Consider the following 22,975-nt stretch of genomic DNA (forward strand, 5'->3'; position numbering starts at 1 on the left):
AGGGGCGATTGCGCCTCGTCCGGCCCTGAAGCGGCGACCTTAGCGGCCGAACTTCTGGAACTTGATCCGGTGCGGGATCAGGGCGTCGGTGCCCAGACGGCGCTTCTTGTCCTCTTCGTAGGCCTCGAAGTTGCCTTCGAACCATTCGACGTGGCTGTCGCCCTCGAAGGCCAGGATGTGGGTGGCCAGGCGGTCCAGGAACCAGCGGTCGTGGGAGATGACCACGGCGCAGCCGGCGAACTCTTCCAGGGCCTCTTCCAGGTTCTGAAGCGTCTCGATATCCAGGTCGTTGGTCGGTTCGTCGAGCAGGATCAGGTTGCCGCCCGAGGCCAGGGTCTTGGCCAGGTGCACGCGGTTGCGTTCACCGCCGGACAGCTGGCCGACCTTCTTCTGCTGGTCGCCGCCCTTGAAGTTGAAGCTGCCGACATAGGCGCGGGAGTTAATCTCGCGCTTGCCGACCATCATGATGTCGGTGCCGCCCGAGATGGCCTGCCAGATGGTGTCTTCCGGCTTCAGGTCGTCGCGCGACTGGTCGACATAGGCCAGCTTGACCGTCTCGCCGACCTTGATCGTGCCGCCGTCCGGCTGCTCCTGGCCGGTGATCAGCTTGAACATGGTCGACTTGCCGGCGCCGTTGGGACCGATGACGCCGACGATGCCGTTGGGGGGCAGCTTGAAGGTCAGGTTGTCGAACAGGACCTTGTCGCCATAGGTCTTCTGCAGACCTTCGACCTCCAGCACGATGTTGCCGAGGCGCGGGCCGGGCGGGATCTGGATGACGGCGTGGGTCTGGGCGGCCCGGCTGTTCTCCTGCTCGGCGACCATCTTCTCATAGGCCGCCAGACGGGCCTTGGACTTGGCCTGACGGGCCTTGGCGCCCGAGCGGACCCATTCCAGTTCGCGGGTGAGGGCGCGCTGGCGGGCTTCCGATTCCGACTGCTCCTGGACGACGCGCTTCTGCTTGGCTTCCAGCCACGAGGAGTAGTTGCCCTCGTGCGGATGGCCCTTGCCGCGGTCCAGCTCCAGCGTCCACTTGGTCACCTGATCCAGGAAGTAGCGGTCGTGGGTCACCAGGATGACGCAGCCCGGGAAGGTCTCCAGGTGATGCTGCAGCCAGGCCACCGACTCGGCGTCCAGGTGGTTGGTCGGTTCGTCCATCAGCAGCATGTCGGGCTTGGACAGCAGCAGGCGGGCCAGGGCCACGCGGCGCTTCTCACCGCCGGACAGGTTGGTGACTTCCCAGTCGTCGGGCGGGCAGCGCAGGGCGTCCATCGCCATTTCGATGCGGCTGTCGATGTCCCAGACGTCGCCGGCGTCGATCTTCTCCTGGAGGGCGGTCATCTCCTCCATCAGCTCGTCGGTGTAGTTCTCGCCCAGTTCGGCGGCCACTTCGTTGAAGCGATTGACCCACTGCTTCTCTTCGCACCAGGCCTCGACGTTCTGGCGAACGTTCAGATTGGGATCGAGCTGGGGCTCCTGCTCCAGGTAGCCGCGCTTGACGCCGTCGGCGGCCTTGGCCTCGCCGGTGAACTCGTTGTCCAGGCCGGCCATGATCTTCAGCAGGGTGGACTTGCCCGAGCCGTTGACCCCGACGACGCCGATCTTGGCGTCGTTGTAGAAGCTGAGCCAGATGTTCTCGAAGATCTTCTTGCCGCCTGCGAAGGTCTTGGTCAGACCCTGCATCTGGAAAATATATTGCTGCGCCATGAGGTGCGGTTTCGCCCTTGGGGTTCGTCGGAATGGGGAGGTTCGCGCGGATGTAGCGATCCTGACGCGCGAGGGCAAATGAGGCGAACGTCGCCAAAGTCTCCCGAGACGGAAATCCGGGCGGATCGTGAACGCAGGCCCATGCCGTTTCACGGCCGCGGAGCGCCCGCCGAGGGGCCCGGCGAACGGGCGGCGCGCCGGGATGCGGGATTGTCAATGTCAAAGACCGGATCTGCAGATGCAGACTACCACAGGACCGCAGGGCGCCAGGTCGAAGGCGGCGATGTCCCGACTGTACGCGGCGGAATGTCCCGGCAGGGGCGGGACTATCCGTCCCGGCATTATCGCCCGGCAAGCAGCACGGCCATGAGCGCGCGGGTGAAGCCGACGGACGCGACGGTGAGGTGATCCTGGTTCTTCGGCCATGTGGCGGCGAGGGGGCGTGGAGCCCCCACGCGACCGATCAGGCGTTGGCGCCGCCGTCGACCAGAATGCCGTCGCCGGTGATGTAGCCGGCGTCCGGGCCGGCCAGGAAGGCGACAGCCGCGGCGACTTCCTCGGGACGGCCATAGCGGCCGATCGCGAGGCTGGGCAGAACGGACGGCGCCATGGGGCCATCCGACGGATTCATGTCCGTGTCGGTGGCGCCGGGGCGCACGACATTCACCGTGATGTTGCGCGGCCCGAGTTCCCGCGCCAGCCCGCGGCTGAAGGACTCCAGCGCCGATTTGGAGGCCGAGTAGACGGTGATGCCGCCGAAGCCGACCTTCTCGCCTACCGTGCTGCCGATGGTGATGATCCGGCCGCCGTCCGGGATGTGCTTCAGCGCGGCCTGGGTGGTCAGCAGGACGCCGCGCACATTGACGTTCAGCAGGGCGTCGATGTCCTCAAGCGGCTGGTCGGCGAAGGCGCCCATGCGGGCCACGCCGGCGTTGTTCACCAGGATGTCGACGCCGCCGAGACCGTCGACGGCGCCGTCGACGGCGGCCGGGGCTCCGGCGGCGCTGCCGGCGTCGGCCTGGATGGCGACGGCCTTGCGGCCAAGGGCGCGCAGCTCGGCGGCGAGGGCTTCGGCCTTGTCGGCGGACTTTTCATAGGTGAGCGCGACATCGGCGCCGTCGGCGGCCAGCCGGCGCGCGATGGCCGCGCCGATGCCGCGGGCGCCGCCCGTGACGAGGGCGCGCTTGCCGGAGAGGGGGAGGGAGGGAGAGGTCATTCTCGACGATCCTGGTTGTGTCAGCCAATCTGTATCGATTGGCACAGAATAGCTGGGAGGCTTGTCCTCTCACCGCAAGGGATTATTTATCGATCTGTACAAAAGAGGTCCGAATGTCGCCGAAAGACGGCGTCGCCGCCCGCCCGGCGCGCGGTCGCCCCCGCAGCTTCGATCGTGAACAGGCCCTGGACGCCGCCATGCGCGTGTTCTGGGCCAAGGGATACGCGAGCGCGTCGATGAGCGAGCTGACCGCCGCCATGGGCATCGCCTCGCCCAGCCTGTACGCCGCCTTCGGCTCCAAGGAAGGCCTCTTTCGGGAGGCGATCGAACGCTATGTGGCCGTCAACAGCGCATCGTTCTGGGCCATCATGGAGGCGCCGACGGCGCGCGAGAGCGTCGAGGGCCTGTTGCGTAAAGCCGTCGAGGCCTTTTCCTGTCCCGACTCGCCGGCCGGCTGCATGGTGCTGCACACCGCCACGGAGATGGGCGAGCTGTCGCCGGAACTGACGCAGGGTCTGTGCGAACTGCGCGCCAGCAATGCGGACACCCTGACGCGCCGGCTTGAGCGCGGGGTGCAGGACGGCGACGTGGCGGCAGGGACCGACGTCCGCGCGGTCGCGGACTTCTACGCCACCGTCCACAAGGGTTTGAGCCTCAGCGCCAAGGGCGGAGCCTCACGGGAAGAGCTGGATTCGGTGGTGACGTCGGCCATGGCCGCCTGGAAGCCGCTGACCGGTCAGGCGTAGTTGAAGCTGATCGAGATGCGGTCCGCCCTGGCCTGGTTGGTCGGGACCTCATGCCGCAGCCAGCTTTCCCACATCAGGACCGTGCCCGCGCGGGGCTGCAGATAGACGAAGGGGCGCTCGGCCTCGGGCGCTTCGTCGGTCACCGACGGGCGCGCCATCATGAAGGGCAGGCGGGGGTCCTCCAGCTTCAGCGACGAGGCGCCGTCGGGCACGTCGACATAGACGGTGCCCGACAGGAAGGCGTGCGGGTGGATGTGGCCGGTGTGCCCGCCGCCGGGCTTGAGGATGTTTACCCACAGATTGTCCAGGCGGGGCTTGCGGGCCAGGTCGAAGTTCAGGGCGCGGGCGTAGGCGACGGCGTGCCGGTCGAGGTGGCGCTTCAGTTCGGCGAACTCGGGGAAGCGCTGGGGCAGGTCGTTCAGCGAGCCGTAGGAGGTGTAGCCGCGATAGCCGTTGGCGCGGCACCAGCGACGGCCGGCCTCGTCCTCCTGGGCCATCATGCGCACGACGTCGACAAGCCGTGCGTTGAAGTCGCCCCAGCCCCGGCCGTCGGCGAGGGAGGCTTCATAGACCTGGGTGACGAAGAGGGGGCGCAGGAACATGGCAGGGAGATAGCGGCTGACGACCGGCGCGGAAACTCTCTCGTTCCGTTCCGCGGCCGAAAGCCAGCAGGAGGCGGCCAGAAGGGGCGGCCTCATTACCAGTCCAGCGCCGCCTGCCCCCTCAGGATCGCGTCGGTCTCCGGCGTGTGCTTGGCGCCGGAGCGGTCGTGGAGGACGAGCGGGGGAAGGAGGCGAAGCGGCGCCTTGCCGGTCTTGATCGCATGGACCAGGACGCGCTTGGCCGGTTCGTCGGCGAAGGGGTGGATGGGGCGGACGGCGAAGGAGCCGGCCTTGTCGCCCAGCAGCGCCAGGAGGTCGGCCAGCCGGTCGGCGCGATGGATGACGACGATGCGGCCGCCCTCACGCACCGCCTTGAGGAGAAAGCCGGTCCAGGCCGCCAGGCCGTCGTCGGCCATCCAGGCGCCGCGCTTGCCCTCGGCCGGGGCGCGCAAGGCCGAGGCGTCGTCGAAGAAGGGCGGGTTCGACACCGCCCAGTCGAATGGCGTCCGTCCGAGCGCGCGGAACCCCGCCGCCACGTCGCCGGTGCGAATCGCCGTGCGGTCGTCGACGCCGTTCAGCCGCGCGTTCTCGCCCGCCAGGGCGGCCATGGCGGGATCGCGCTCCAGCCCTTCCAGAGCGACCCCGGGCCGGCGCGCGGCGATCTGCATCAGCACGGCGCCCGCGCCGCATCCGGCCTCGATCACGCCTTGGCCCGGCGAAGCCGGAACGGCGGCCGCCAGCAAGGCGGCGTCGAGGCCGGCGCGATAGCCGCGGGCCGGTTGGCGCAGGCGCACGCGCCCGTCCAGAAGGCCGTTCTCGACGATCTCCGGATGGGCGACGGGGGGCTGATGCAAGCCTCAATCTCCTTGACCCTCAAGGGGGGGATCACCATTGTGCGCCGCATCGCGATCCGGCAAGCCGCCGTGTCGTCATCGCCTTCCGCGCGCGCCCGCGCGCGCCCTGTGAAAAGAGCCTGTCTTGGACGCTGCCATCGCCGCCGCTCACCGCCCGAAGGGGGATGTCAACGCCCTCGTCCGGCTGGCCGAGACCGACATGGCCGCCGTGGATGCGCTGATCCTCGACCGGATGCAGTCGGACGTGCCGGTCATCCCCAGGCTGGCCGAGCATCTGGTGTCGGCGGGGGGCAAGCGGCTGCGTCCGCTGCTGACCGTGGCCGCGGCGCGGGCGACCGGAGCCGCCGGGGACATCGCCGCGCCGCGCAAGCTGGCCGCCGCGGTCGAGTTCATCCACACCGCCACCCTGCTGCATGACGACATCGTCGATGCATCGGAGCTGCGCCGGGGGAAGGTGGCGGCCCACCTGATCTGGGGCGCCCCCACCAGCGTGCTGGTCGGCGACTTCCTGTTCGCGCGCGCTTTCGAACTGATGGTCGAGACCGATTCGATGCGGGCGCTGGGGATCCTGGCCGAGGCGTCGCGGGTGATCTCCGAGGGCGAGGTGCTGCAGCTGACGCGGGCGCACGACCTGAACCTGGACCAGGACGTCTATCTGCAGATCATCGCCGCCAAGACGGCCGAGCTGTTCGCGGCCGCCGCCGAGGCGGGCGCTGTCGGCGCCGGCGCGGACCCGACGGCGATCAAGGCGCTGCGCGACTACGGCATGGCGCTGGGGATCGCGTTCCAGCTGGCCGACGACGCCCTGGACTATGGCGCCACCACCGACGCGCTGGGCAAGAACGCCGGCGACGACTTCAACGAGGGCAAGGCGACCCTGCCGCTGCTGCTGGGCGCGGCGCGTACGCGCGGGCGCGAGGCGGCGTTCTGGGAGCGGACCATCACCAAGGGCGAACGCACGCCCGAGGACTTCGGCCGCGCGCGCGAACTGATCGTCGGATCCGGCGCGCTGGGGGCGACGCTCGACCTGGCCGGGGACCACGCCGACGCGGCCAAGGCGGCCCTGGCCGTTCTGCCGGCCTCGGACTGGCGCACGGCGCTGGAGGACCTGGCCGACTTCGCGGTCTCTCGCGCGGCTTGACCGACGCGGCCGCACCGACCGAAGGGCTGCTGGACCAGCAGGTCCGGGAAGCCGACCTGGACCGCTGGCTGTCCAGCCGCCTGGTCGCGGACCCGCGCGCGCGCGCCGACCTGATCGCCCTCTACGCCTTCGAGGCCGAGTTGCTGGCCATTCCGACGCGGGTGACGCAGCCGCTGCTGGCCGAGATGCGCTACACCTGGTGGGCGGAGCAGATGGACGGGGTTTTCGCCGGCGTCGCGCGCAAGGGGCATCCGGTCCTGGAGGCCGTGACCGACGTGGTCGCCCGTCACGGACTGGACCGCGCGCCGTTCGACGCCCTGATCGAGGCGCACATCGGCCGCGTTCACGGCGAACCGCACGACCTGGACGCCTTCTACGTCGGCCCGATGCAGACGGCGGTCCAGGTGCTGGCCGGCCCAGGCCATGCGGACAAGGCGGCGGAGGCCGGGCGGGTGCGCGGACTGGCGCAGGTCGGCAAGACCGACGACGCGCGGGCCGCGCGACGAGGCGCCAACGCTGCGCTGAAGGGGCTGCCGACGGCGGCCTTTCCCGCCGTGGCCGCGGCGACCCTGATCCGGGCGGAGGAGCCCGAGGCGGTCAAGCGCCTGAGGCTGGTCTGGGCGACGCTGCGGGGCCGGATCTAGGCCGCGTCCCGCCACGCCTTTAGGCGCTCGATCGCCCGGATGCTCATCAGCCGCTTCTTGGCCCGCCCGCGATCCTTCGGCGCGATGCGCTTGCCCTCTTCGTCCACCCGCGGCGCCTCAAGCGGCGGCAGCAGGCCGTAGTTGATGTTCATCGGCTGGAACTTCGAGCCTTCCAGATGCCCGCCGGTGATGTGCTCGACCAGGGCGCCGATGGCGGTCTCGGGCGGGGGCGGGGCCAGGTCGCGTCCCAGCGCTTGGGCGGCGGCCAGGCGGCCGGTCAGCAGGCCCATGGCGGCGCTCTCGACATAGCCTTCGACCCCCGTCACCTGGCCGGCGAAGCGCAGGCGCGGCATGGCCTTGAGGCGCAGCTGACGGTCCAGCAGCTTGGGCGAGTTCAGGAAGGTGTTGCGGTGCAGGCCGCCCAGGCGCGCGAACTGGGCGTTCTGCAGGCCCGGGATCATGCGGAAGGTCTCGGCCTGCGCCCCGTGCTTCAGCTTGGTCTGGAAGCCGACCAGGTTGAACAGGGTGCCCAGCGCATTGTCCTGGCGCAGCTGGACGATGGCGTGCGGTTTCACCTGCGGGTCGCGCGGATTGGTCAGGCCGACGGGCTTCATCGGGCCGTGGCGCAGGGTCTCGCGGCCGCGCTCGGCCATCACCTCGATCGGCAGGCAACCGTCGAAATAGGGGACGTTCTCCCAGTCCTTGAACTCGGCCTTGGGGCCGGAGAGCAGGGCGTCGATGAAGGCGTCGTACTGGGCCTTGTCCATCGGGCAGTTGACATAGGCGGCGGCGTCCCCGCCCGGGCCTTCCTTGTCGTAGCGCGATTGGCGCCAGGCGATGTCGAAGTCGATGGAATCGGCGTGGACGATGGGGGCGATGGCGTCGAAGAAGCTGAGGCTCTCCTCGCCGGTCGTCTTCAGGATGGCGTCGGCCAGGGCCGGGGAGGTCAGCGGGCCGGTGGCGACGATGACATTGTCCCACTGCTCGGGCGGCAGGCCGGCGATCTCCTCGCGCACGATGGTGACCAGGGGATGGGCTTGCAGTTTCGAGGTCACCGATTGCGAGAAGCCGTCGCGGTCCACCGCCAGGGCGCCGCCGGCGGGCACCATATTGGCGTCGCCGCAGCTCATGATGAGGGAATCGAGCGCGCGCATCTCGGCGTGCAGCAGGCCGACCGCATTGTATTCCCAGTCGTCGGAGCGGAAGGAGTTGGAGCAGACCAGCTCGGCCAGGCCGTCGGTGTGATGCGCGTCGGTCTTCACGCCGGGGACGCCGCGCATCTCGTGCAGGACGACGGGAACGCCGGCCGAGGCGATCTGCCAGGCGGCTTCGGAGCCGGCCAGGCCGCCGCCGATGACGTGGACGGGGGAAACGGAAGCGCAGGAGGAGGTCATGGCGGGGCTTCTAGCGCTCGTCTGGCCGCAAGTCATGATCCCCTGCTATAGCGACGGCGGGTTGGGGATGCGGCATTGAGCCAGACAGGCGGCAAACTGAGGTTGGGCGCGGCGCTGCGGCAGGCGGGGCGCGGCTTCGTGCGGGCGTGGCGCGAGGGGGCGGGAGCGATCGTCCTGTCGGCGCTGGCGTGGAGCGCCTGGCCCTTTCTGCCGACCGCCGTGGCGGCCGTCGCGGGCATGGCGGCCGGGCTGGTGCTGGTCGGGGCCCTGTCGCGCATCGCGGTGTCGACCGACCTGGAGGGCGCGCGGGCGCTGGGGCTTGGCCCCGCGGGACTGCAGTTCGGCGCCACGGAGGCGCGGCTGCTGGCCGCCTTCGCCCTGTGCGGGGTGTTCATGGCGATGATCCTGTCGGTGGCGGCGCTGGTGCTGCTGGCGCTGTTCGGCCTGGCCGGACTGGACGCAGAGGCGATCCGCGCGCGCGACTGGGCCGCGGTCGGGGCGCTGTGGAAGCTGGGGCTGCTGGGCGCGATCATCGCCTTGGCCGCCTATGCGGTCGTCGCCCTGTTCGCGCGGCTGTCCCTGTCCGCGCCGGCGACGGCGGCGGAGGGGCGCATCGTCTCGCTGCAGGCCATGGGATTGACCAAGGCCGGCTTCTGGCCGCTGCTGGCGGGATTGATCGTCACCGCGGCGCCCAAGCTGGCGCTGGTCCTGGCGGCGGGACTGGGGTGGCTGAGAGGCGAGGCGGGCTGGATGATCTGGGCGCTGGTGCTGACCGGCGTCCAGGCGCCGCTGACACTGGCCTTCGCCGGCGCGGCCTATCGCCGGCTGGCGTCGATTTCGCCGCGGGAGAACGCGCATGGCTGACACCTTTTCCATCGGCGAGGCCTTGGCCACGCCCCTTCGCGTCATCCGGCGCCATCCGCTGGCGGTTTTCATCTGGGGGTTGGTCGCGGTCGGCTTCGGACTTGCCTCTTCGGCGATGGTGTTCGGCTCGCTGGCCGATCTGCCGCTGATGGAGGCCGGGAGCGCCGATCCGTCGCCCGAGATGTTCGGGCGGGTCATGGCGCTGCAGGGCCTGTCGATGCTGGCCAATCTGGGCCAACTGGCGCTGGGCGTGATCATCTGGACGGCGACCATGCGGGCGACGCTGAGGATCGGGCGCCCGGACCGTTACTTCTTCATGCGGGCGGGCATGGACGAACTGCGCATCGGGGTGGTCGGCATCGCCCTTTTCTTCGGCGCCTACATCGCCGTGATCATCCTGGTCCTGCTGGGCGTCGCCATCGGCGCGGTGGCCTGGCAGGTCAACGAGGCGCTGGCGATGGTGCTGGGCTTCCTCATGACCCTGGGCCTGATCGCGGCGGTGATCTACGCCATGGCGCGTCTTTCGCTGATCGCCCCGGCGACGCTGATGCTGGAGCGGTTCGCCTTCGTGGAGGGCTGGAACCTGGCCAGGGGGCGGGTCGGATCGCTGCTGGGTCTGCTGGTCTGCACCTGGCTGATCTATATGGCGGTCTATCTGATGATCGGCTTTTTCGTGATCATCGCCTTGTTCGCCAGCGGCGCCTTCGCCCACGTGCAGGCCCTGGGCGAGGCCGTCACCTTCCGCGACATCCTGCCGTCGCCGGGGGCCATCGCCGTCATCGTTCTGGTTCTGGTCGGGCCAGGCGCCTTCCTCTATGGCGCGGTGATGACCCTGCTGTGCGCGCCCTTCGCCTCGGCCTGTCGACAATTGCTCGATGGTTCGCCGCAGGGTGCGCTAGAGTTGTGACGAGTCGTTCAGGAGCCCGCTCATGACCTTTTCCGCCACCGAAGCCGCCTTCGAAGGCTTCCGCGTCGTCCGTCGCAAGCCCGTCCTGGTGCTGCTGTGGGCCGCGGTCTATCTGGCGATGTTCCTGGTCATGTTCGGCGTCGGATCCGGGTCGTTCGCGCGGATCATGACGCTGGCCCAGGCGGTCGAACAATCCGCCGAACCGTCGCTGGAGGACGTCCGGCAGCTGGCCATGGCCTATGTCGGCCTGAGCTGGCTGGCGCCGGTGGGGCTGGTCGTCGCGGCGGTGCTGAGCGCGGCGGTCGCCCGCGCGGTTCTGCGACCCGCCGAGGACGCCTGGGGCTACCTGCGCCTCGGCAAGGACGAACTGCGGGTGATGGCGGTCAGCGTGGTGATCAGCGTGATGCTGGGCCTTGCGAGCGCGATCGGCTTCGTCGTGATCGGCACGATCGCCCACCTGGGCGGCGCATCGGGGCAGGCGGTGATGTTCCTGATCGCCCTGCTGCTTGGTCTGGGTCTGGTCGCGCTGCTGATCTGGGCGGCCGTACGGCTGAGCCTGGCGGTCCCGATGACCCTGGACCGCGGCAGGATCGTCATCCTCGAATCGTTCAAGGCCACGCGCGGACACTTCTGGCCGCTGCTGGGCATGAGCGTGATCGTCTTCATCATGACCATGGTGGTCAGCCTGCTGGGCTCCATCGTGGCCATGCCCATCACCCTGATGACCGGCGGGCTGGAGCGGCTGGCGGTCCTGGACGGCGTGCCGGCCATGGCCATGCTGGGACAGGCCTGGCCGGCGATCCTGGGCTGGTCGGTGGTCAACGCCGTGCTTTCGGCCCTGCAGCTGGCGGTGCTCTACGCTCCGTTCTCGGCGGCGTGGCAAGGCTTGCGCGACGGCTGAGCGTCAAGACCGGGCCCGTCACCCTCGGCGTCTCCCGAGGGTGACTTCATAGGGAATGGGGTGCGAAGCTATGCCGAGGCCTTGGCGCGCGCCTTCTTCCTGGGCGCGTCCAGGGCGGCGACCCGGGCTTTGCGGCGCTGTTCGTGCCGATCCAGCACCTCCTTGAGGTATTTGCCGGTCCAGCTGGCCTTGTTGTCCGCCACCTGTTCGGGCGTGCCGACCGCGACGATCTCGCCGCCGCCGTCGCCGCCCTCGGGGCCGAAGTCCAGCAGATAGTCGGCGACCTTGATGACATCGAGGTTGTGCTCGATCACCACAATGGTGTTGCCGGCCTCGACCAGCTCCTGAAGCACCTCGAGCAGCTTTCTCGTGTCCTCGAAGTGCAGGCCGGTGGTCGGTTCGTCGAGGATGTAGAGGGTGCGGCCGGTGGCGCGCTTGGACAGCTCCTTGGACAGCTTGACCCGCTGGGCCTCGCCGCCGGACAGGGTGGTGGCCGGCTGGCCGACCTTGACGTAGCCCAGGCCCACCCGCTCCAGCGTCAGCATCTTGTCACGGATCGGCGGCACGGCCTTGAAGAAGCTCGCCGCCTCTTCGACCGTCATGTCCAGGACGTCCGAGATCGACTTGCCCTTGAACACGATCTCGAGCGTCTCGCGGTTGTAGCGTTTGCCCTTGCAGACGTCGCAGGTGACGTAGACGTCGGGCAGGAAGTGCATCTCGATCTTGATGACGCCGTCGCCCTGGCAGGCCTCGCAGCGGCCGCCCTTGACGTTGAAGCTGAACCGGCCGGGACCGTAGCCGCGCGCCTTGGACTCCGGCAGGCCGGCGTACCAGTCGCGGATCGGGCCGAAGGCGCCGGTGTAGGTGGCGGGGTTCGAGCGCGGGGTGCGGCCGATCGGCGACTGGTCGATGTCGATGACCTTGTCGAAATGCTCCAGCCCCTCGATGCGATCGAAGGGGGCCGGGGCGTCCGAGGCGTTGTTCAGGCGGCGCGCGGCGGCCTTGTACAGGGTCTCGATGGTGAAGGTCGACTTGCCGCCGCCGGACACGCCGGTGATGCAGGTGAAGACCCCGACGGGGATTTCGCCGGTGACGCTCTTGAGGTTGTTGCCGCTGGCGCCGCTGATCTTGAGCATCCGCTTGCGGTCGATCGGGCGGCGGCCGTCGGCGGGAATCTCGATCTCGCGCTCGCCGGTCAGGTATTTGCCGGTCAGGGAGTTCGGGTTGGCCATGACCTGCTCGGGCGTGCCCTCGGCGCAGACCGTGCCGCCGTGAACACCGGCGGCGGGGCCCATGTCGATGACATAGTCGGCGGTCAGGATGGCTTCCTCGTCATGCTCGACCACCAGGACGGAGTTGCCCAGGTCGCGCAGGCCCTTCAGGCTTTCCAGCAGGCGGGTGTTGTCGCGCTGGTGCAGGCCGATGGAGGGCTCGTCCAGCACATAAAGGACGCCGGTCAGGCCCGAGCCGATCTGCGAGGCCAGGCGGATGCGCTGGCTCTCGCCGCCCGACAGGGTGCCGGAGGACCGCGACAGATTCAGGTAGTCCAGGCCGACGTTGTTGAGGAACCGCAGCCGGTCGGTGATCTCCTTTAGGATGCGCCGCGCGATCTCCATCTGCTTGTCGGTCAGGCTCTGCTCCAGCGTCGAGAACCAGAGGTAGGCCTTGGAGATGGACAGCATGGAGATGTCGGCGATGTCCTCTCCGCCGACCTTGACCGCCAGGGCCTCGGGTTTCAGCCGCTTGCCGCCGCAGGCCTCGCACGGGGTCTCGGACTGGTAGCGGGCCAGTTCCTCGCGGACCCAGGCGCTGTCCGTCTCGCGCCAGCGACGCTCCAGGTTCGGCAGCACGCCCTCGAACGGCTTGGAGACCTCGTACTTGCGGGCGTTGTCGTCGTAGGTGAACTTGATCTTTTCCGACCCGGTTCCGTACAGGATCGCCTTGTGGGCCTGGGCCGGAAGTTCGCGCCACGCCACGTCCATCGAGAAGCCGTAGTGGCGGCTGAGCGACTGCAGCGTCTGGGTGTAGAGCGGCGAGGGGCCGCGCGCCCAGGGGGCGACGGCACCCTTGTGCAGGCTCTTGTCGCGGTCCGGGATCACCAGGTCGGCGTCGAAGGCCAGCTTGACCCCCAGGCCGTCGCAGACCGGACAGGCGCCGAAGGGATTGTTGAACGAGAACAGCCGCGGCTCGATCTCGCTGATGGTGAAGCCGGAGACCGGGCAGGCGAAGCGTTCCGAGAAGACAAGGGTGCGCGGCGCCGTCTCGCCCTCGGCCACGCTGGCCCATTCGGCGGTGGCGATGCCGTCGGCCAGGCCCAGGGCCGTCTGCAGGCTGTCGGCGTAGCGGCCTTCCTGGTCAGGCTTGGTGACGATCCGGTCCACGACGATGTCGATGTCGTGCTTGAACTTCTTGTCCAGGGTCGGCGCTTCGTCGATCGGATAGAACTGGCCGTCGATCTTCAGGCGCTGGAAGCCCTGGCGCTGCCATTCGGCGATCTCCTTCTTGTATTCGCCCTTGCGGCCGCGCACCACCGGCGCCAGCAGCAGGATGCGCTCGCCGTCCGGCAGGGCGACCAGCTTGTCGACCATCTGGCTGATGGTCTGGCTCTCGATCGGCAGGCCGGTGGCGGGCGAATAGGGCACCCCCACGCGCGCCCACAGCAGGCGCATGTAGTCGTGGATCTCGGTGACGGTGCCGACGGTCGAGCGCGGGTTCTTGGAGGTGGTCTTCTGCTCGATCGAGATGGCCGGCGACAGGCCCTCGATCAGGTCGACGTCGGGCTTGCCCATCAGCTCCAGGAACTGGCGGGCGTAGGCCGACAGGCTCTCGACATAGCGGCGCTGGCCCTCGGCGTAGATGGTGTCGAAGGCCAGGGAGGATTTGCCCGAGCCCGACAGGCCGGTCATCACCACCAGCTGTTCGCGCGGGATATCGAGGTCCACGCCCTTGAGATTATGCTCGCGGGCGCCGCGAACGCGGATGAAGTTGTGCTTTTCGGTCATGCTTTCCGGGAACGCGGGGAGGCCCCGGCGGCTCCGGGGCGACGGCGGTATATGGGGATGAATCGCGCGATTTAAGCAAGAACAATGAGGGAACATTGGGGCAGCGCCGTACTTCGTGCGCTGCGGGCGTCATCGACGCCCTGCGTAGGGACTGGTCCTCTCCCTGGACCTCTCGCTCACGCGGCCGTGTTCCCGGCGGGCGCGCGGAAGGGTTGCGGAGCGTCTCCGGAGACGCCATCCTCTGTGTCCTGAGTACTGAGCAAGGAGGCTCGACGATCATGATCATCGCATTGGCAACCGGTTCCGCCCTGTCCGCCATGCTGCTCGTGATCCTCCATGCCAACCAGCCCAAGGCCAAGCGCGTCCGTGTCCGCGCTCGCGACATTCGACAAGGTCGCCGCACGGACGCCTGACGGCGTCACCCTATTCGACAATCTGAGCCTGACGTTCGGGTCCGAAAGGACCGGCGTCGTCGGCCGGAACGGCGCGGGCAAGAGCACCTTGCTGCGCCTGATCTCGGGCGCGCAGCCGCCATCCGAGGGAGCGGTCGTGCGCAACGCCTCCATCGGGGTTCTGGCGCAGCGGGCTGAACCGCAAGCGGGCGAGACCGTGGCGGGCGCCCTGGGCGTCGCGGCGGGCGTGGCCGTCATCGACCGGGTGCTGGCCGGCCGGGGAAGCGCCGACGACCTGGCCGAGGCGGACTGGAGCCTGGAGGCGCGGATCGGCGAGGCGCTGGCGCAGGTCGGACTGCCGGGCCTGACGCTGACGCGGGAGACGGCCGCCCTGAGCGGCGGCGAGCGTACGCGGCTCAGGCTGGCGCGACTGATCATGGACCGGCCGGACCTGATCCTGCTGGACGAGCCGACCAACCATCTGGACGTGGAGGCGCGGGGGCTGGTCGCCGGCCTGCTGGAGCGCTGGACCGGCGGGGCGGTGGTGGTCAGCCACGACCGCGCCCTGCTGCGGCGCATGGACCGGATCATCGAGGTGTCCAGCCTGGGCGTGGCGGTGTTCGGCGGCGGTTACGACCTCTACGCCGAACGCAAGGCCGAGGCGCGCGCGGCCGCGGAGCGCGACCTGGCCGAGGCGGAAAAGGACGCGGCCCGGGCAGGCGCGGAGGCGCAGCGACGGGCGGAGAGCAAGGCCCGCCGGGACGCCGCGGGACGACGCAAGGGCGCGAAGGGCGACATGCCGAAGATCCTGCTGGGCGCGCGGTCCGAGCGGGCTGAGAACAGCGGCGCGCGCGACAATCTGCTGGCGGCGCGTCAGGCTGCGGCGGCCGAAGCGGCCCTGGCGGCGGCGCGCAACCGGGTCGAGCGGGCGAGATCCCTGTCCATACCGATGCCGCCGACGGGCCTGGCGACGGGCCGCCTGGTCCTGGCGTTGCGCGATGTGGAATGGGCGACGCCCGAAGGCAGGCCGGTTCTGGGTCCGGTGAATCTGACGCTGACGGGGCCGAGCCGGGTGGCCGTGACCGGCGCCAACGGGGCGGGCAAGACGACCCTGCTGCGTCTGATCGCCGGCGAACTCGCGCCCACCGCCGGGACGGCCGAACGACCTGTGCGGGCCGTGCTGCTGGACCAGGAGGCGGCGATCCTGGGTGAAGGCGAGACCCTGCTGGAGGCGTGGCTTCGGCTGAACCCGACGGGAACGGTCAATGACGCCCAGGCGGCGCTGGCGCGGTTCCTGTTCCGGAACACGGCGGCGCATCGCAGGGTCGGGGCGTTGTCGGGCGGCGAGCGTCTGAGGGCGGCGCTGGCCTGCGTCATGACCGGCGCCGCGCCGGCGCAGCTGCTGGTCCTGGACGAGCCGACGAACCATCTGGACCTGGAGTCGGTCGAGGCGGTCGAGGCCGCCCTGGCCGCCTATGACGGCGCGCTGGTGACGGTCAGCCACGACGCTGCGTTTCTGGATGCGGTCGGGGTGGAGCGGACGCTGGCGCTGTGAACACCGTCCGATGCAGAGGCCGCGGGGCGCCGAACGCCTGACGCTAGCCCCAGGCCTCGACGGCGCCGCGGCGACGGATCGGGGCGGCGGACGCCAGCTGGGTGCGGGGCTCGGCCTCGGCGCGGCCGAACAGCCACCCCTGGCCGTACTGCACGCCCAGCGCCTGAAGCGCCTTGGCCAGGCTGTCGGTCTCGATCATCTCGGCGATGATCTCGAGCTTCAGCGACTGGCACAGCTCGACGATGCTGTGCAGCAGGGTCCTGGAGCGTTCATCCGTTTCGATGTCGCGGACCAGGCGGCCGTCGATCTTGACCGCGTCGACCGAGAGTTTGCGGATGTAGTCGTAGCACGCCGCCCCGGCGCCGAAGTCGTCGATGCAGACCTTGATGCCGGCTTCGCGCAGCGCGCCGATGCGGCGGTTGGCGGCGTCGAGGTCGGCGACGGCCGCGGTTTCGGTGACCTCGACGATCAGGCGCTTGCGTTCGGCCGCGGCGCCGCTGGTCATGTACAGCAGGTTCTCCACATAGGCGTCATCGCCCAGTGAGCCGCCGGAGACGTTCACGGCCATCTTCAACAGGCCGGCGCCCGGCTGGCGCATGCGCTTCAGGACCTTTTCCGCGACGGCCAGATCGAAGGATTCGATCAGCGCCAACTCCTCGGCCATGCGGATCGCCTCGCCGGGGCCGCTGTTGGCGTTGAAGCGCGCCAGGGCCTCGAAATGGTGCACGGCCCGGGAATCGAGGTGGACGATCGGCTGGTAATGGACCTGGAATTCGCGTGACTTGACCAGGCTGCGGAAGGTCTCGGCGTCACGGAAGGTGCGTTTCAGGGAATCGGCGAAGGCGATCTGGGGGTTGGCCAGGCCGCCGTCCTTCAGGCACCCCTCGATTGCGAAACGCATGGCGCGCAGGACGCAGAGGGTGTCCGAACCCTTGGGCACCTCGGACGCCAGGGTCTGGGCGGCCAGATCGACCCCTTCGGCGCGACCGGCCTCGACGATCTCGGCGGCGATGTCGCGCCGATCGCCCGCCGCGCGCAGGACGGCGAAGCGTTCCGACGTCAGCTGGGCGGCGCTGGAGCCTTCCGCGGCGGCGGACTGAAGCGTGGCCTCGATGCGGCGGTGCATGCGTTCGGCGACGTCGCCCGCGAGATCCTCGAGCCCCTGCACGTCGAGGAAGGCCAAGGCCAGGCCGGCGGTCCCCTCGATGGCGGGGCCCGCCGAGGCCAGGAAGCCCTCTGCATCGGTCAGGGGCGGCGTTTCGAGATCGGCGGCGGCGAAGGCGGGACCTTCATAGCTCAGCGCGCACGATATGGCCGGGGCCAGTTGCGGCAGGACGAAGGCGCGCAAGGTGGCGCGGCGCAGGCGGTCGGGGCCCGCCAGCAGGATCACGGGTATCGGGGGCGTGCGCTGGCCCGCCGTGGCCGCGCGGACGGCCGAGACGACGGAAGCGCCTTCGTGAAGGAGATCGCCCAGCGGCTTGCCGGTCCAGCCCGCCGCGTCCTGGCCCGACACAGGGCCGGCGCCCATGCCAAAGGCGATGGCGCCCTTGGAGTCGATTTCGATCAACGCATCGGCGGATGCGAAGGCAAGACCCAGCAAGCGGACGGTCGTCGTCATGCGCGCATGAATGCACGCCGCCGCTTAAAAAATCGGCAACGCCGTTATCTCCGATGAATGGCGCAGACTCAGGCCTTCTGGTTGAACGCGACGGCGCGGCCGTCACCCTGTGCGGCGCGTCCGTCGGCGGCGTAGGCGGCGGCCGGCGTGCGCGCGGCGGCGACCTCCTGCGCGATGGTGCGCACCAGACCCTCGGAGATGGTGCGTGCGGCGTCAACGGCGCGCGCGTGCCGGTTCAGGATGGCGTCGAAGGCGACGGTCGCCTCGGCCAGCGCCTTGCGATCGGCCAGAGGGGCGTCCGAGATCAGGGCGGGATTGGCCTTCACGTGGGCGGAATCGCGCCGGTAGAGATTGGCCATCTCCTGCGTTTCGGGCAGGCCGGCGGCGATGTCCCGGGGGCGATGCTCCTCGAAGGCCAGGGTCTCGGTCGACAGACGGTCGCCCAGACGACGCGTCAGGTCGATCAGCTGGCGTACACGCGCGCCGGCCAGTTCGGTGTCGGTCATTGCGACTGCTCCTGCATCTTCAGCATCTCGCTCATCACGGAGACGGCCAGGCCGATGCCGCCCGCGGCGACGGTCTTCTTGGCCATTTCGTCCACCATGAAGCTGCGCCAGGTCTGTTCGGCGTGGCCGCCGCCGAAGGGGCCGTCCGTCGAGAGGCCCTCGAACATCGGCTTCATCATCTGGGCCAGGAAGGTCGCCTCGAAGTCGGCGGCGGTCTGGCGGATCTTGTCCTGGGCGGCGCCGGAAATGCGGTCGGCGGCCTGGCCAATTGGCTTGAGCAGGTCGGCGGGCGGGGCGAGGTCGATCATGGTCACATCACCTCGATGTCGGCCTGGAGGGCGCCGGCGGCCTTGATGGCCTGCAGGATGCTGATCATGTCGCGCGGGCTGACGCCTAGGGCGTTCAGACCGTTGACCAGGGTGGACAGGTTGGCGGCGCCGCCGACCAGGCGCATCTGCGTGCCAAGGTCTTCCTCGACGCTGACGCCGGTGTCGGGCACCACGGCGGTCTGGCCCTGGCTGAAGGGGGCGGGCTGGCTGACGAAGGGGCGTTCGTCCACCGAGATGGTCAGATTGCCCTGGGCGATGGCGACCTGGGAGATGCGCACGGCCTCGCCCATGACGATCACGCCGTTGACCTCGTCGATGATGACCTTGGCGGGCGAATCGACCGTGATCGGCAGGTTCTCGATCTGGCTGATGAAGCCGGCCATGCCCATCTGGCCGGGCGCGCGCAGGGCCACGACCGAGCCGTTCTCGGCCAGGGCCGAGCCGGGATAGGCGCTGTTGATCACGCCGGCGACCCGCTGGGCGGTGGTGAAGTCCGGGTTGCGCAGGGTCAGCCGGACCTCGTTCATGTTGGCCAGCTGGAAGCCCGTCTCGCGCTCGACCGTCGCGCCGGAGGCGATGCGGCCGGCGGTCGGCACGCCGCGCGTCACCGACGAGCCGGAAGCGCCCGAGGCCGAGACCGCGCCCGTCTGGATGGAGCCCTGAGCGACGGCGTAAACCTGACCGTCCGCGCCCTGCAGGCTGGTGACCAGAAGCGTGCCGCCCAAAAGGCTCTTGGCGTCGCACATGGACGAGACCGAGACGTCGATGCGCGAGCCCGGCGTGGCGAAGGCCGGCAGGTCCGCCGTCACCATGATGGCGGCCATGTTCTTGGAGTTGGCGTTGGTCCCGCGGATGTTGACGCCCAGCCGCTCGGTCATGCCTTCCAGCGACTGGCGGGTGAAGGGGCAGTTGCGCAGGGAGTCGCCGGTGCCGTTCAGCCCGACCACCAGGCCGTAGCCGACCAGCTGATTGGAGCGGACGCCCTCGACCGCGGCGATGTCCTTGACCCGCGACTGGGCCAGGGCGGGGGTCGCCAGACCGCCGGCGACGGCGGCCAGAGCCAGCGGGGCGATGAGTCGGGCAAGCAGATTTTGCATCGGTGCGAGGTCCATACGCATTTGCCCAACAGGTCTGCGAAGATCGTGCCGTGAAAAAAGGCGTCTGAATTCAAAGGGCGGACAACAGGCGTGGGGCTGCCGTCCGGCAATATTTGCCGTGCCGTTAACCAAACGCTCATTCGGGGATGGGAAGCCTAGCCCATGTCCCGGAGCATCCCATGAAGGTCACCGGCCCCTCTGGTCCCGCCGCCGCCACAAGCGGGCGTTCCGCGCGTCCGACGTCCGGCTTCTCGCTAGGACAGACGGCGCAGGCCGCCGGTCCGGCCTCGGCCGCGCCCAGTGCGGCGGCCGCAGGCGTCGGCGACGTCTCGGCGCTCATGGCGCTGCAGGGCGTCGAAGGGCCGCTGGAGCGGCGCCGTCGCGCGATCCGGCGAGGGGGCGGGCTGCTGGACCGGCTGGAGGAGCTGAAGCTGGCGCTGCTGGGCGGCGAGCCGGATGCGGCGGCGCTGGACCGTCTGGCGCGGTCGTTGCGCGAGGAGCGCCCGCAGGACGAGGACGCCGGTCTGGGCGCGGTTCTGGATCAGATCGACCTCAGGGCCTCGGTCGAATTGGCCAAGGCGGAAATGCGACGCTCGGGCGATTGAGCGGCCGCCAAGCCGGGCAATAAGTCCTTTACAGCGCGAGAGATTTGTCACGGTCCGGGGACCGTCGGCCGAATACCGATCACGGAATCGCGAGCCGCGTTGCCGCGACTCGCCGGGGTGACTATACGGCCCCTACGCCACAGGGGGGCGTGCTTTAAGAGCGTGAGTGCGATGAACGCATTGGCGTCCGTAGTGTCCGAAGAACCGGCGGCCTACCGCCCGTCCGACGACGAGCCGTTCATGAACGAACGGCAGCTTGCGTATTTCAAGAAGAAGCTGCTGAGCTGGAAGGACGACATCCTTCGCGAGTCCCGCGGCACCGTGGTCAATCTGAAGGCTGAGACCGAGAACCACCCCGATCTGGTGGATCGCGCGTCGTCGGAGTCGGATCGGGCGCTGGAACTGCGGACGCGCGACCGCCAGCGCAAGCTGATCTCCAAGATCGACGAGGCGTTGCGGCGGATCGAGGACGGCTCCTACGGCTATTGCGAGGACACCGGCGAGCCGATCGGCCTGGGCCGGCTGGAGGCCCGTCCGACCGCGACCCTGTCGGTCGAGGCGCAGGAACGCCACGAGCGCCGCGAGCGCGTTCACCGCGACGACTGACGCTTTCGGGGCCGTACGCCTTGACTTGGCCGGGTTGCGGCGCGACCTAGCCGCCTCGCTTTCGAGGTCTAGGTCTTCATGTCCGTCAAGGTTCGTTTCGCCCCGTCGCCGACGGGTAAGCTGCACGTCGGCAATGTCCGCACCGCCCTGGTGAACTGGCTGTTCGCGAAGGGGCAGGGCGGATCGTTCGTGCTGCGCATCGACGACACCGACCTGGCGCGTTCCACGCCCGAGTTCGAGCAGGGGATCGAGGACGATCTGACCTGGCTGGGCCTGACCTGGGACGAGCGGTACAACCAGTCCAAGCGGTTCGACCGCTATGAAGAAGCCGCCGAGAAGCTGAAGGCGTCCGGACGGCTGTATCCGGCCTATGAGACGGCCGAGGAACTGGATCGCCGGCGCAAGGTGCAGCTGTCGCGCGGCCTGCCGCCGATCTACGACCGCGCCGCGCTGGACCTGACCGACGAACAGAAGGCCGCCTATGAGGCGGAGGGGCGGCGTCCGCACTGGCGCTTCAAGCTGGACGGCAAGCGCGTGGCCTGGGAAGACCTGGCGCGCGGCCATGCCGAGGTGGACACGGCCTCGATGTCGGACCCGGTGCTGATCCGCGAGGACGGCCTGTTTCTCTACACCCTGCCGTCGGTCGTCGACGACATCGACATGGCGATCACCCACATCATCCGGGGCGAGGACCACGTCACCAACACCGGCGCGCAGATCGAGATCTTCGAGGCGCTGGGCGCGCCGGTCCCCGGTTTCGCCCATATGCCGCTGCTGGTCGGCGCGGACGGCGCGGCGCTGTCCAAGCGTCTGGGCTCGCTGTCGATCAGCGACATGCGCGACCAGGGCTATGAGCCGATCGCCATCACCAGCCACCTGGGCCGGATCGGCACCTCCGATCCGCTGGAAGTCGGCGAGTCGGTTCAGGCGCTGGGCGCCAGTTTCGCCTTCTCCAAGATGGGCCGCTCGCCCGCGCGGTACGACACGGCGGACCTGGACCGGTTGAACGCCCAGGCGCTGCACGGCCTGTCGTATCAGGCGGCGCGGCCGCGACTGGCCGCGGCGGATGCGGATCTGGGCGAAGACTTCTGGAACGTGGTCCGGCCCAACCTCAACAAGTTCGCCGATGTCGTTGAAATGGCGAAGATCGTGAAGGGGCCGGTCACGCCGGTGATCGAGGACGCAGGCTTCGCCGAGGCGGCCCTGCGGCTGCTGCCCGAGACGATCGACGAGACCGCCTGGTCGGCCTGGACCAATGCGGTGAAGGCCGAGACCGGCGCCAAGGGCAAGGCGCTGTTCATGCCGCTGAGGCTGGCGCTTACGGGCCAGCCGCATGGGCCCGACATGGCGGCGATGGCGCCGCTGATCGGCCGTGAGACCATCGTGCGGCGCCTGAAGGGCGAGACGGCCTGACGGCCGTCCGCCGGTCCGTCAGGCGTTGCAGACGGCGATCTGTTCCGCCGTCAAGGCCACGCCCTTCCACGAAAAGGCCGTCACCGGGCCGAGGCGCTGCACGATGCGGCGGCAGGCGCGAGTAGCCGGTTGCTCGGACCCGCCCGAGGCGGTGCAGGTCGCGCCGTCGCAGGTCCAGCGCGCGCCGTCGATGATCAGAGGACGAGCAGGGGCCTTTGCGGCGTCCGCCAGGGTCAGGCTGGTCGGCGCGGCCGTCTGGGCCACGGCCGGGGCCGCCGCGAACAGGGCGGCGGCGAGAACGAGGGCGCGCATGGGATATCTCCGAGGATGACGACCCGCCACACGGCGGTCATGCCCCAATGTCAGTTTTTTTGGAAAACTGTCAATCCCGGCCGCCCACGAATGTGAGCAGTGTTCACTTATCGCAGGTCATGTCGCAAGCGAGGCGCTTCGTCGCGGGCCTGAAGCTGGCTCATCGCCTCGTCGACCGTGTCCGCCACCGTCCACGCCTGCAGGAAGGAGGCCGGCGTCATGCCCTCGGCCACGCTGTGGCGCATCAGCTCGAAGAAGCCGTTCCAGAAGCCGTTGATGTTCAGAAAGACGACCGGCTTGCTGTGGAGATCGAGCCGCTTCCACGACAGCAGCTCGACGATCTCTTCCAGGGTGCCGATCCCGCCGGGGGCGACGACGAAGGCGTCGGACTGGTCGTACATCAACTGCTTGCGCTCGTGCATCGAGGTGACGACGATGGTCTCGACGTCGTCGAACAGGCGCTCGCGGCTGCGCAGGAACGCGGGCATGACGCCCAGCACCCGGCCGCCGGCCTCGTGGGCGGCGCGGGCCGCCGTGCCCATCAGGCCGACGCCGCCGCCGCCG

General features: G+C 69.4%; 23 protein-coding genes. 11 read left to right on the top strand and 12 right to left on the bottom strand.

Annotated features, from left to right (window positions below; genetic code table 11):
• Positions 1 to 39 precede the first annotated feature (39 nt).
• Positions 40 to 1,707, bottom strand: a complete 1,668-nt coding sequence (gene ettA / locus ACE3PU_RS14280) for an energy-dependent translational throttle protein EttA (RefSeq protein WP_374390765.1) — start codon at positions 1,705 to 1,707, stop codon at positions 40 to 42.
• Positions 1,708 to 2,170: 463 nt separating this feature from the next.
• The gene (locus tag ACE3PU_RS14285) at positions 2,171 to 2,923 is read right to left on the bottom strand and encodes an SDR family oxidoreductase (RefSeq protein ID WP_374390766.1); all 753 of its coding nucleotides are present in this window, start codon (positions 2,921 to 2,923) and stop codon (positions 2,171 to 2,173) included.
• Positions 2,924 to 3,036: 113 nt separating this feature from the next.
• On the opposite strand from ACE3PU_RS14285, the gene ACE3PU_RS14290 reads away from it, so the two are divergent.
• The gene (locus tag ACE3PU_RS14290; RefSeq protein WP_374390767.1) at positions 3,037 to 3,669 is read left to right on the top strand and encodes a TetR/AcrR family transcriptional regulator; all 633 of its coding nucleotides are present in this window, start codon (positions 3,037 to 3,039) and stop codon (positions 3,667 to 3,669) included.
• Here ACE3PU_RS14290 and ACE3PU_RS14295 read toward each other — a convergent pair.
• Positions 3,660 to 4,271 carry a TIGR02466 family protein gene (locus ACE3PU_RS14295; protein WP_374390768.1) on the bottom strand — a complete coding sequence of 204 codons (612 nt, stop codon included), beginning with the start codon at positions 4,269 to 4,271 and terminating at the stop codon, positions 3,660 to 3,662. The two genes, ACE3PU_RS14290 and ACE3PU_RS14295, sit on opposite strands and share 10 nt — an antisense overlap.
• Positions 4,272 to 4,366: 95 nt before the next feature.
• Complete coding sequence (locus ACE3PU_RS14300) at positions 4,367 to 5,125, bottom strand: tRNA1(Val) (adenine(37)-N6)-methyltransferase (protein WP_374390769.1); 759 nt, start codon at positions 5,123 to 5,125, stop codon at positions 4,367 to 4,369.
• A gap of 124 nt (positions 5,126 to 5,249) precedes the next feature.
• On the opposite strand from ACE3PU_RS14300, the gene ACE3PU_RS14305 reads away from it, so the two are divergent.
• Positions 5,250 to 6,266, top strand: coding sequence for a polyprenyl synthetase family protein (locus ACE3PU_RS14305; protein ID WP_374390770.1), 1,017 nt, complete (start codon positions 5,250 to 5,252; stop codon positions 6,264 to 6,266).
• On the top strand, positions 6,263 to 6,910 hold the full coding sequence (locus ACE3PU_RS14310) for a squalene/phytoene synthase family protein (RefSeq protein ID WP_374390771.1): 648 nt from the start codon (positions 6,263 to 6,265) through the stop codon (positions 6,908 to 6,910). Before ACE3PU_RS14305 ends, ACE3PU_RS14310 begins: the two co-directional genes overlap by 4 nt.
• Here the strand turns inward: ACE3PU_RS14310 and trmFO are convergent.
• Positions 6,907 to 8,304: a methylenetetrahydrofolate--tRNA-(uracil(54)-C(5))-methyltransferase (FADH(2)-oxidizing) TrmFO gene (trmFO, locus tag ACE3PU_RS14315; RefSeq protein ID WP_374390772.1), complete on the bottom strand. Its 1,398-nt coding sequence runs from the start codon at positions 8,302 to 8,304 to the stop codon at positions 6,907 to 6,909. The genes ACE3PU_RS14310 and trmFO overlap by 4 nt on opposite strands.
• Before the next feature lie 75 nt (positions 8,305 to 8,379).
• On the opposite strand from trmFO, the gene ACE3PU_RS14320 reads away from it, so the two are divergent.
• From ACE3PU_RS14320 to ACE3PU_RS14330, 3 genes are read left to right on the top strand one after another with little or no spacing between them, the layout of a single operon-like run.
• Entirely contained in the window at positions 8,380 to 9,168 is a 789-nt protein-coding gene (locus tag ACE3PU_RS14320; RefSeq protein ID WP_374390773.1) for a hypothetical protein, read from the top strand.
• On the top strand, positions 9,161 to 10,075 hold the full coding sequence (locus ACE3PU_RS14325; RefSeq protein WP_374390774.1) for a hypothetical protein: 915 nt from the start codon (positions 9,161 to 9,163) through the stop codon (positions 10,073 to 10,075). The genes ACE3PU_RS14320 and ACE3PU_RS14325 overlap by 8 nt, the downstream gene beginning before the upstream one ends.
• Before the next feature lie 22 nt (positions 10,076 to 10,097).
• Entirely contained in the window at positions 10,098 to 10,976 is an 879-nt protein-coding gene (locus ACE3PU_RS14330; protein ID WP_374390775.1) for a hypothetical protein, read from the top strand.
• 68 nt (positions 10,977 to 11,044) lie between these two features.
• On the opposite strand, the gene uvrA is transcribed toward ACE3PU_RS14330, so the two are convergent.
• The gene (gene uvrA, locus ACE3PU_RS14335) at positions 11,045 to 13,978 is read right to left on the bottom strand and encodes an excinuclease ABC subunit UvrA (RefSeq protein WP_374390776.1); all 2,934 of its coding nucleotides are present in this window, start codon (positions 13,976 to 13,978) and stop codon (positions 11,045 to 11,047) included.
• 278 nt (positions 13,979 to 14,256) lie between these two features.
• On the opposite strand from uvrA, the gene ACE3PU_RS14340 reads away from it, so the two are divergent.
• On the top strand, positions 14,257 to 14,391 hold the full coding sequence (locus ACE3PU_RS14340) for a hypothetical protein (protein WP_374390777.1): 135 nt from the start codon (positions 14,257 to 14,259) through the stop codon (positions 14,389 to 14,391).
• Positions 14,345 to 15,925 (top strand): ABC-F family ATP-binding cassette domain-containing protein, encoded by a 1,581-nt coding sequence (locus ACE3PU_RS14345; protein ID WP_374390778.1) that lies wholly within the window; start codon positions 14,345 to 14,347, stop codon positions 15,923 to 15,925. The genes ACE3PU_RS14340 and ACE3PU_RS14345 overlap by 47 nt, the downstream gene beginning before the upstream one ends.
• A 43-nt stretch (positions 15,926 to 15,968) precedes the next feature.
• Here the strand turns inward: ACE3PU_RS14345 and ACE3PU_RS14350 are convergent, their stop codons facing one another.
• From ACE3PU_RS14350 to ACE3PU_RS14365, 4 genes are all read right to left on the bottom strand, one after another.
• On the bottom strand, positions 15,969 to 17,543 hold the full coding sequence (locus tag ACE3PU_RS14350) for an EAL domain-containing protein (RefSeq protein ID WP_374390779.1): 1,575 nt from the start codon (positions 17,541 to 17,543) through the stop codon (positions 15,969 to 15,971).
• A gap of 68 nt (positions 17,544 to 17,611) precedes the next feature.
• Positions 17,612 to 18,049 carry a flagellar basal-body protein FlbY gene (locus ACE3PU_RS14355; RefSeq protein ID WP_374390780.1) on the bottom strand — a complete coding sequence of 146 codons (438 nt, stop codon included), beginning with the start codon at positions 18,047 to 18,049 and terminating at the stop codon, positions 17,612 to 17,614.
• Positions 18,046 to 18,357 (bottom strand): rod-binding protein, encoded by a 312-nt coding sequence (locus ACE3PU_RS14360; RefSeq protein ID WP_374390781.1) that lies wholly within the window; start codon positions 18,355 to 18,357, stop codon positions 18,046 to 18,048. The genes ACE3PU_RS14355 and ACE3PU_RS14360 overlap by 4 nt, the downstream gene beginning before the upstream one ends.
• Before the next feature lie 2 nt (positions 18,358 to 18,359).
• Positions 18,360 to 19,475 (bottom strand): flagellar basal body P-ring protein FlgI, encoded by a 1,116-nt coding sequence (locus ACE3PU_RS14365; RefSeq protein WP_374390782.1) that lies wholly within the window; start codon positions 19,473 to 19,475, stop codon positions 18,360 to 18,362.
• A gap of 179 nt (positions 19,476 to 19,654) precedes the next feature.
• Between ACE3PU_RS14365 and ACE3PU_RS14370 the strand changes: the two genes are divergently transcribed.
• From ACE3PU_RS14370 to gltX, 3 genes are all read left to right on the top strand, one after another.
• On the top strand, positions 19,655 to 20,080 hold the full coding sequence (locus ACE3PU_RS14370) for a flagellar assembly protein FliX (RefSeq protein WP_374390783.1): 426 nt from the start codon (positions 19,655 to 19,657) through the stop codon (positions 20,078 to 20,080).
• 171 nt (positions 20,081 to 20,251) lie between these two features.
• Positions 20,252 to 20,686 carry an RNA polymerase-binding protein DksA gene (gene dksA, locus ACE3PU_RS14375; RefSeq protein ID WP_374390787.1) on the top strand — a complete coding sequence of 145 codons (435 nt, stop codon included), beginning with the start codon at positions 20,252 to 20,254 and terminating at the stop codon, positions 20,684 to 20,686.
• A 78-nt stretch (positions 20,687 to 20,764) separates the two neighbouring features.
• Positions 20,765 to 22,099 (top strand): glutamate--tRNA ligase, encoded by a 1,335-nt coding sequence (gene gltX, locus ACE3PU_RS14380; protein ID WP_374390784.1) that lies wholly within the window; start codon positions 20,765 to 20,767, stop codon positions 22,097 to 22,099.
• Positions 22,100 to 22,117: 18 nt separating this feature from the next.
• On the opposite strand, the gene ACE3PU_RS14385 is transcribed toward gltX, so the two are convergent.
• Both ACE3PU_RS14385 and ACE3PU_RS14390 read right to left on the bottom strand, forming a co-directional pair.
• Positions 22,118 to 22,411: a hypothetical protein gene (locus tag ACE3PU_RS14385; RefSeq protein WP_374390785.1), complete on the bottom strand. Its 294-nt coding sequence runs from the start codon at positions 22,409 to 22,411 to the stop codon at positions 22,118 to 22,120.
• A gap of 107 nt (positions 22,412 to 22,518) precedes the next feature.
• Positions 22,519 to 22,975: TIGR00730 family Rossman fold protein (locus tag ACE3PU_RS14390; protein WP_374390786.1), on the bottom strand; the 457-nt coding region annotated here is incomplete at its 5' end.

Origin of the sequence: Brevundimonas sp. (assembly GCF_041911375.1) — a bacterium.
Taxonomy (GTDB): domain Bacteria; phylum Pseudomonadota; class Alphaproteobacteria; order Caulobacterales; family Caulobacteraceae; genus Brevundimonas.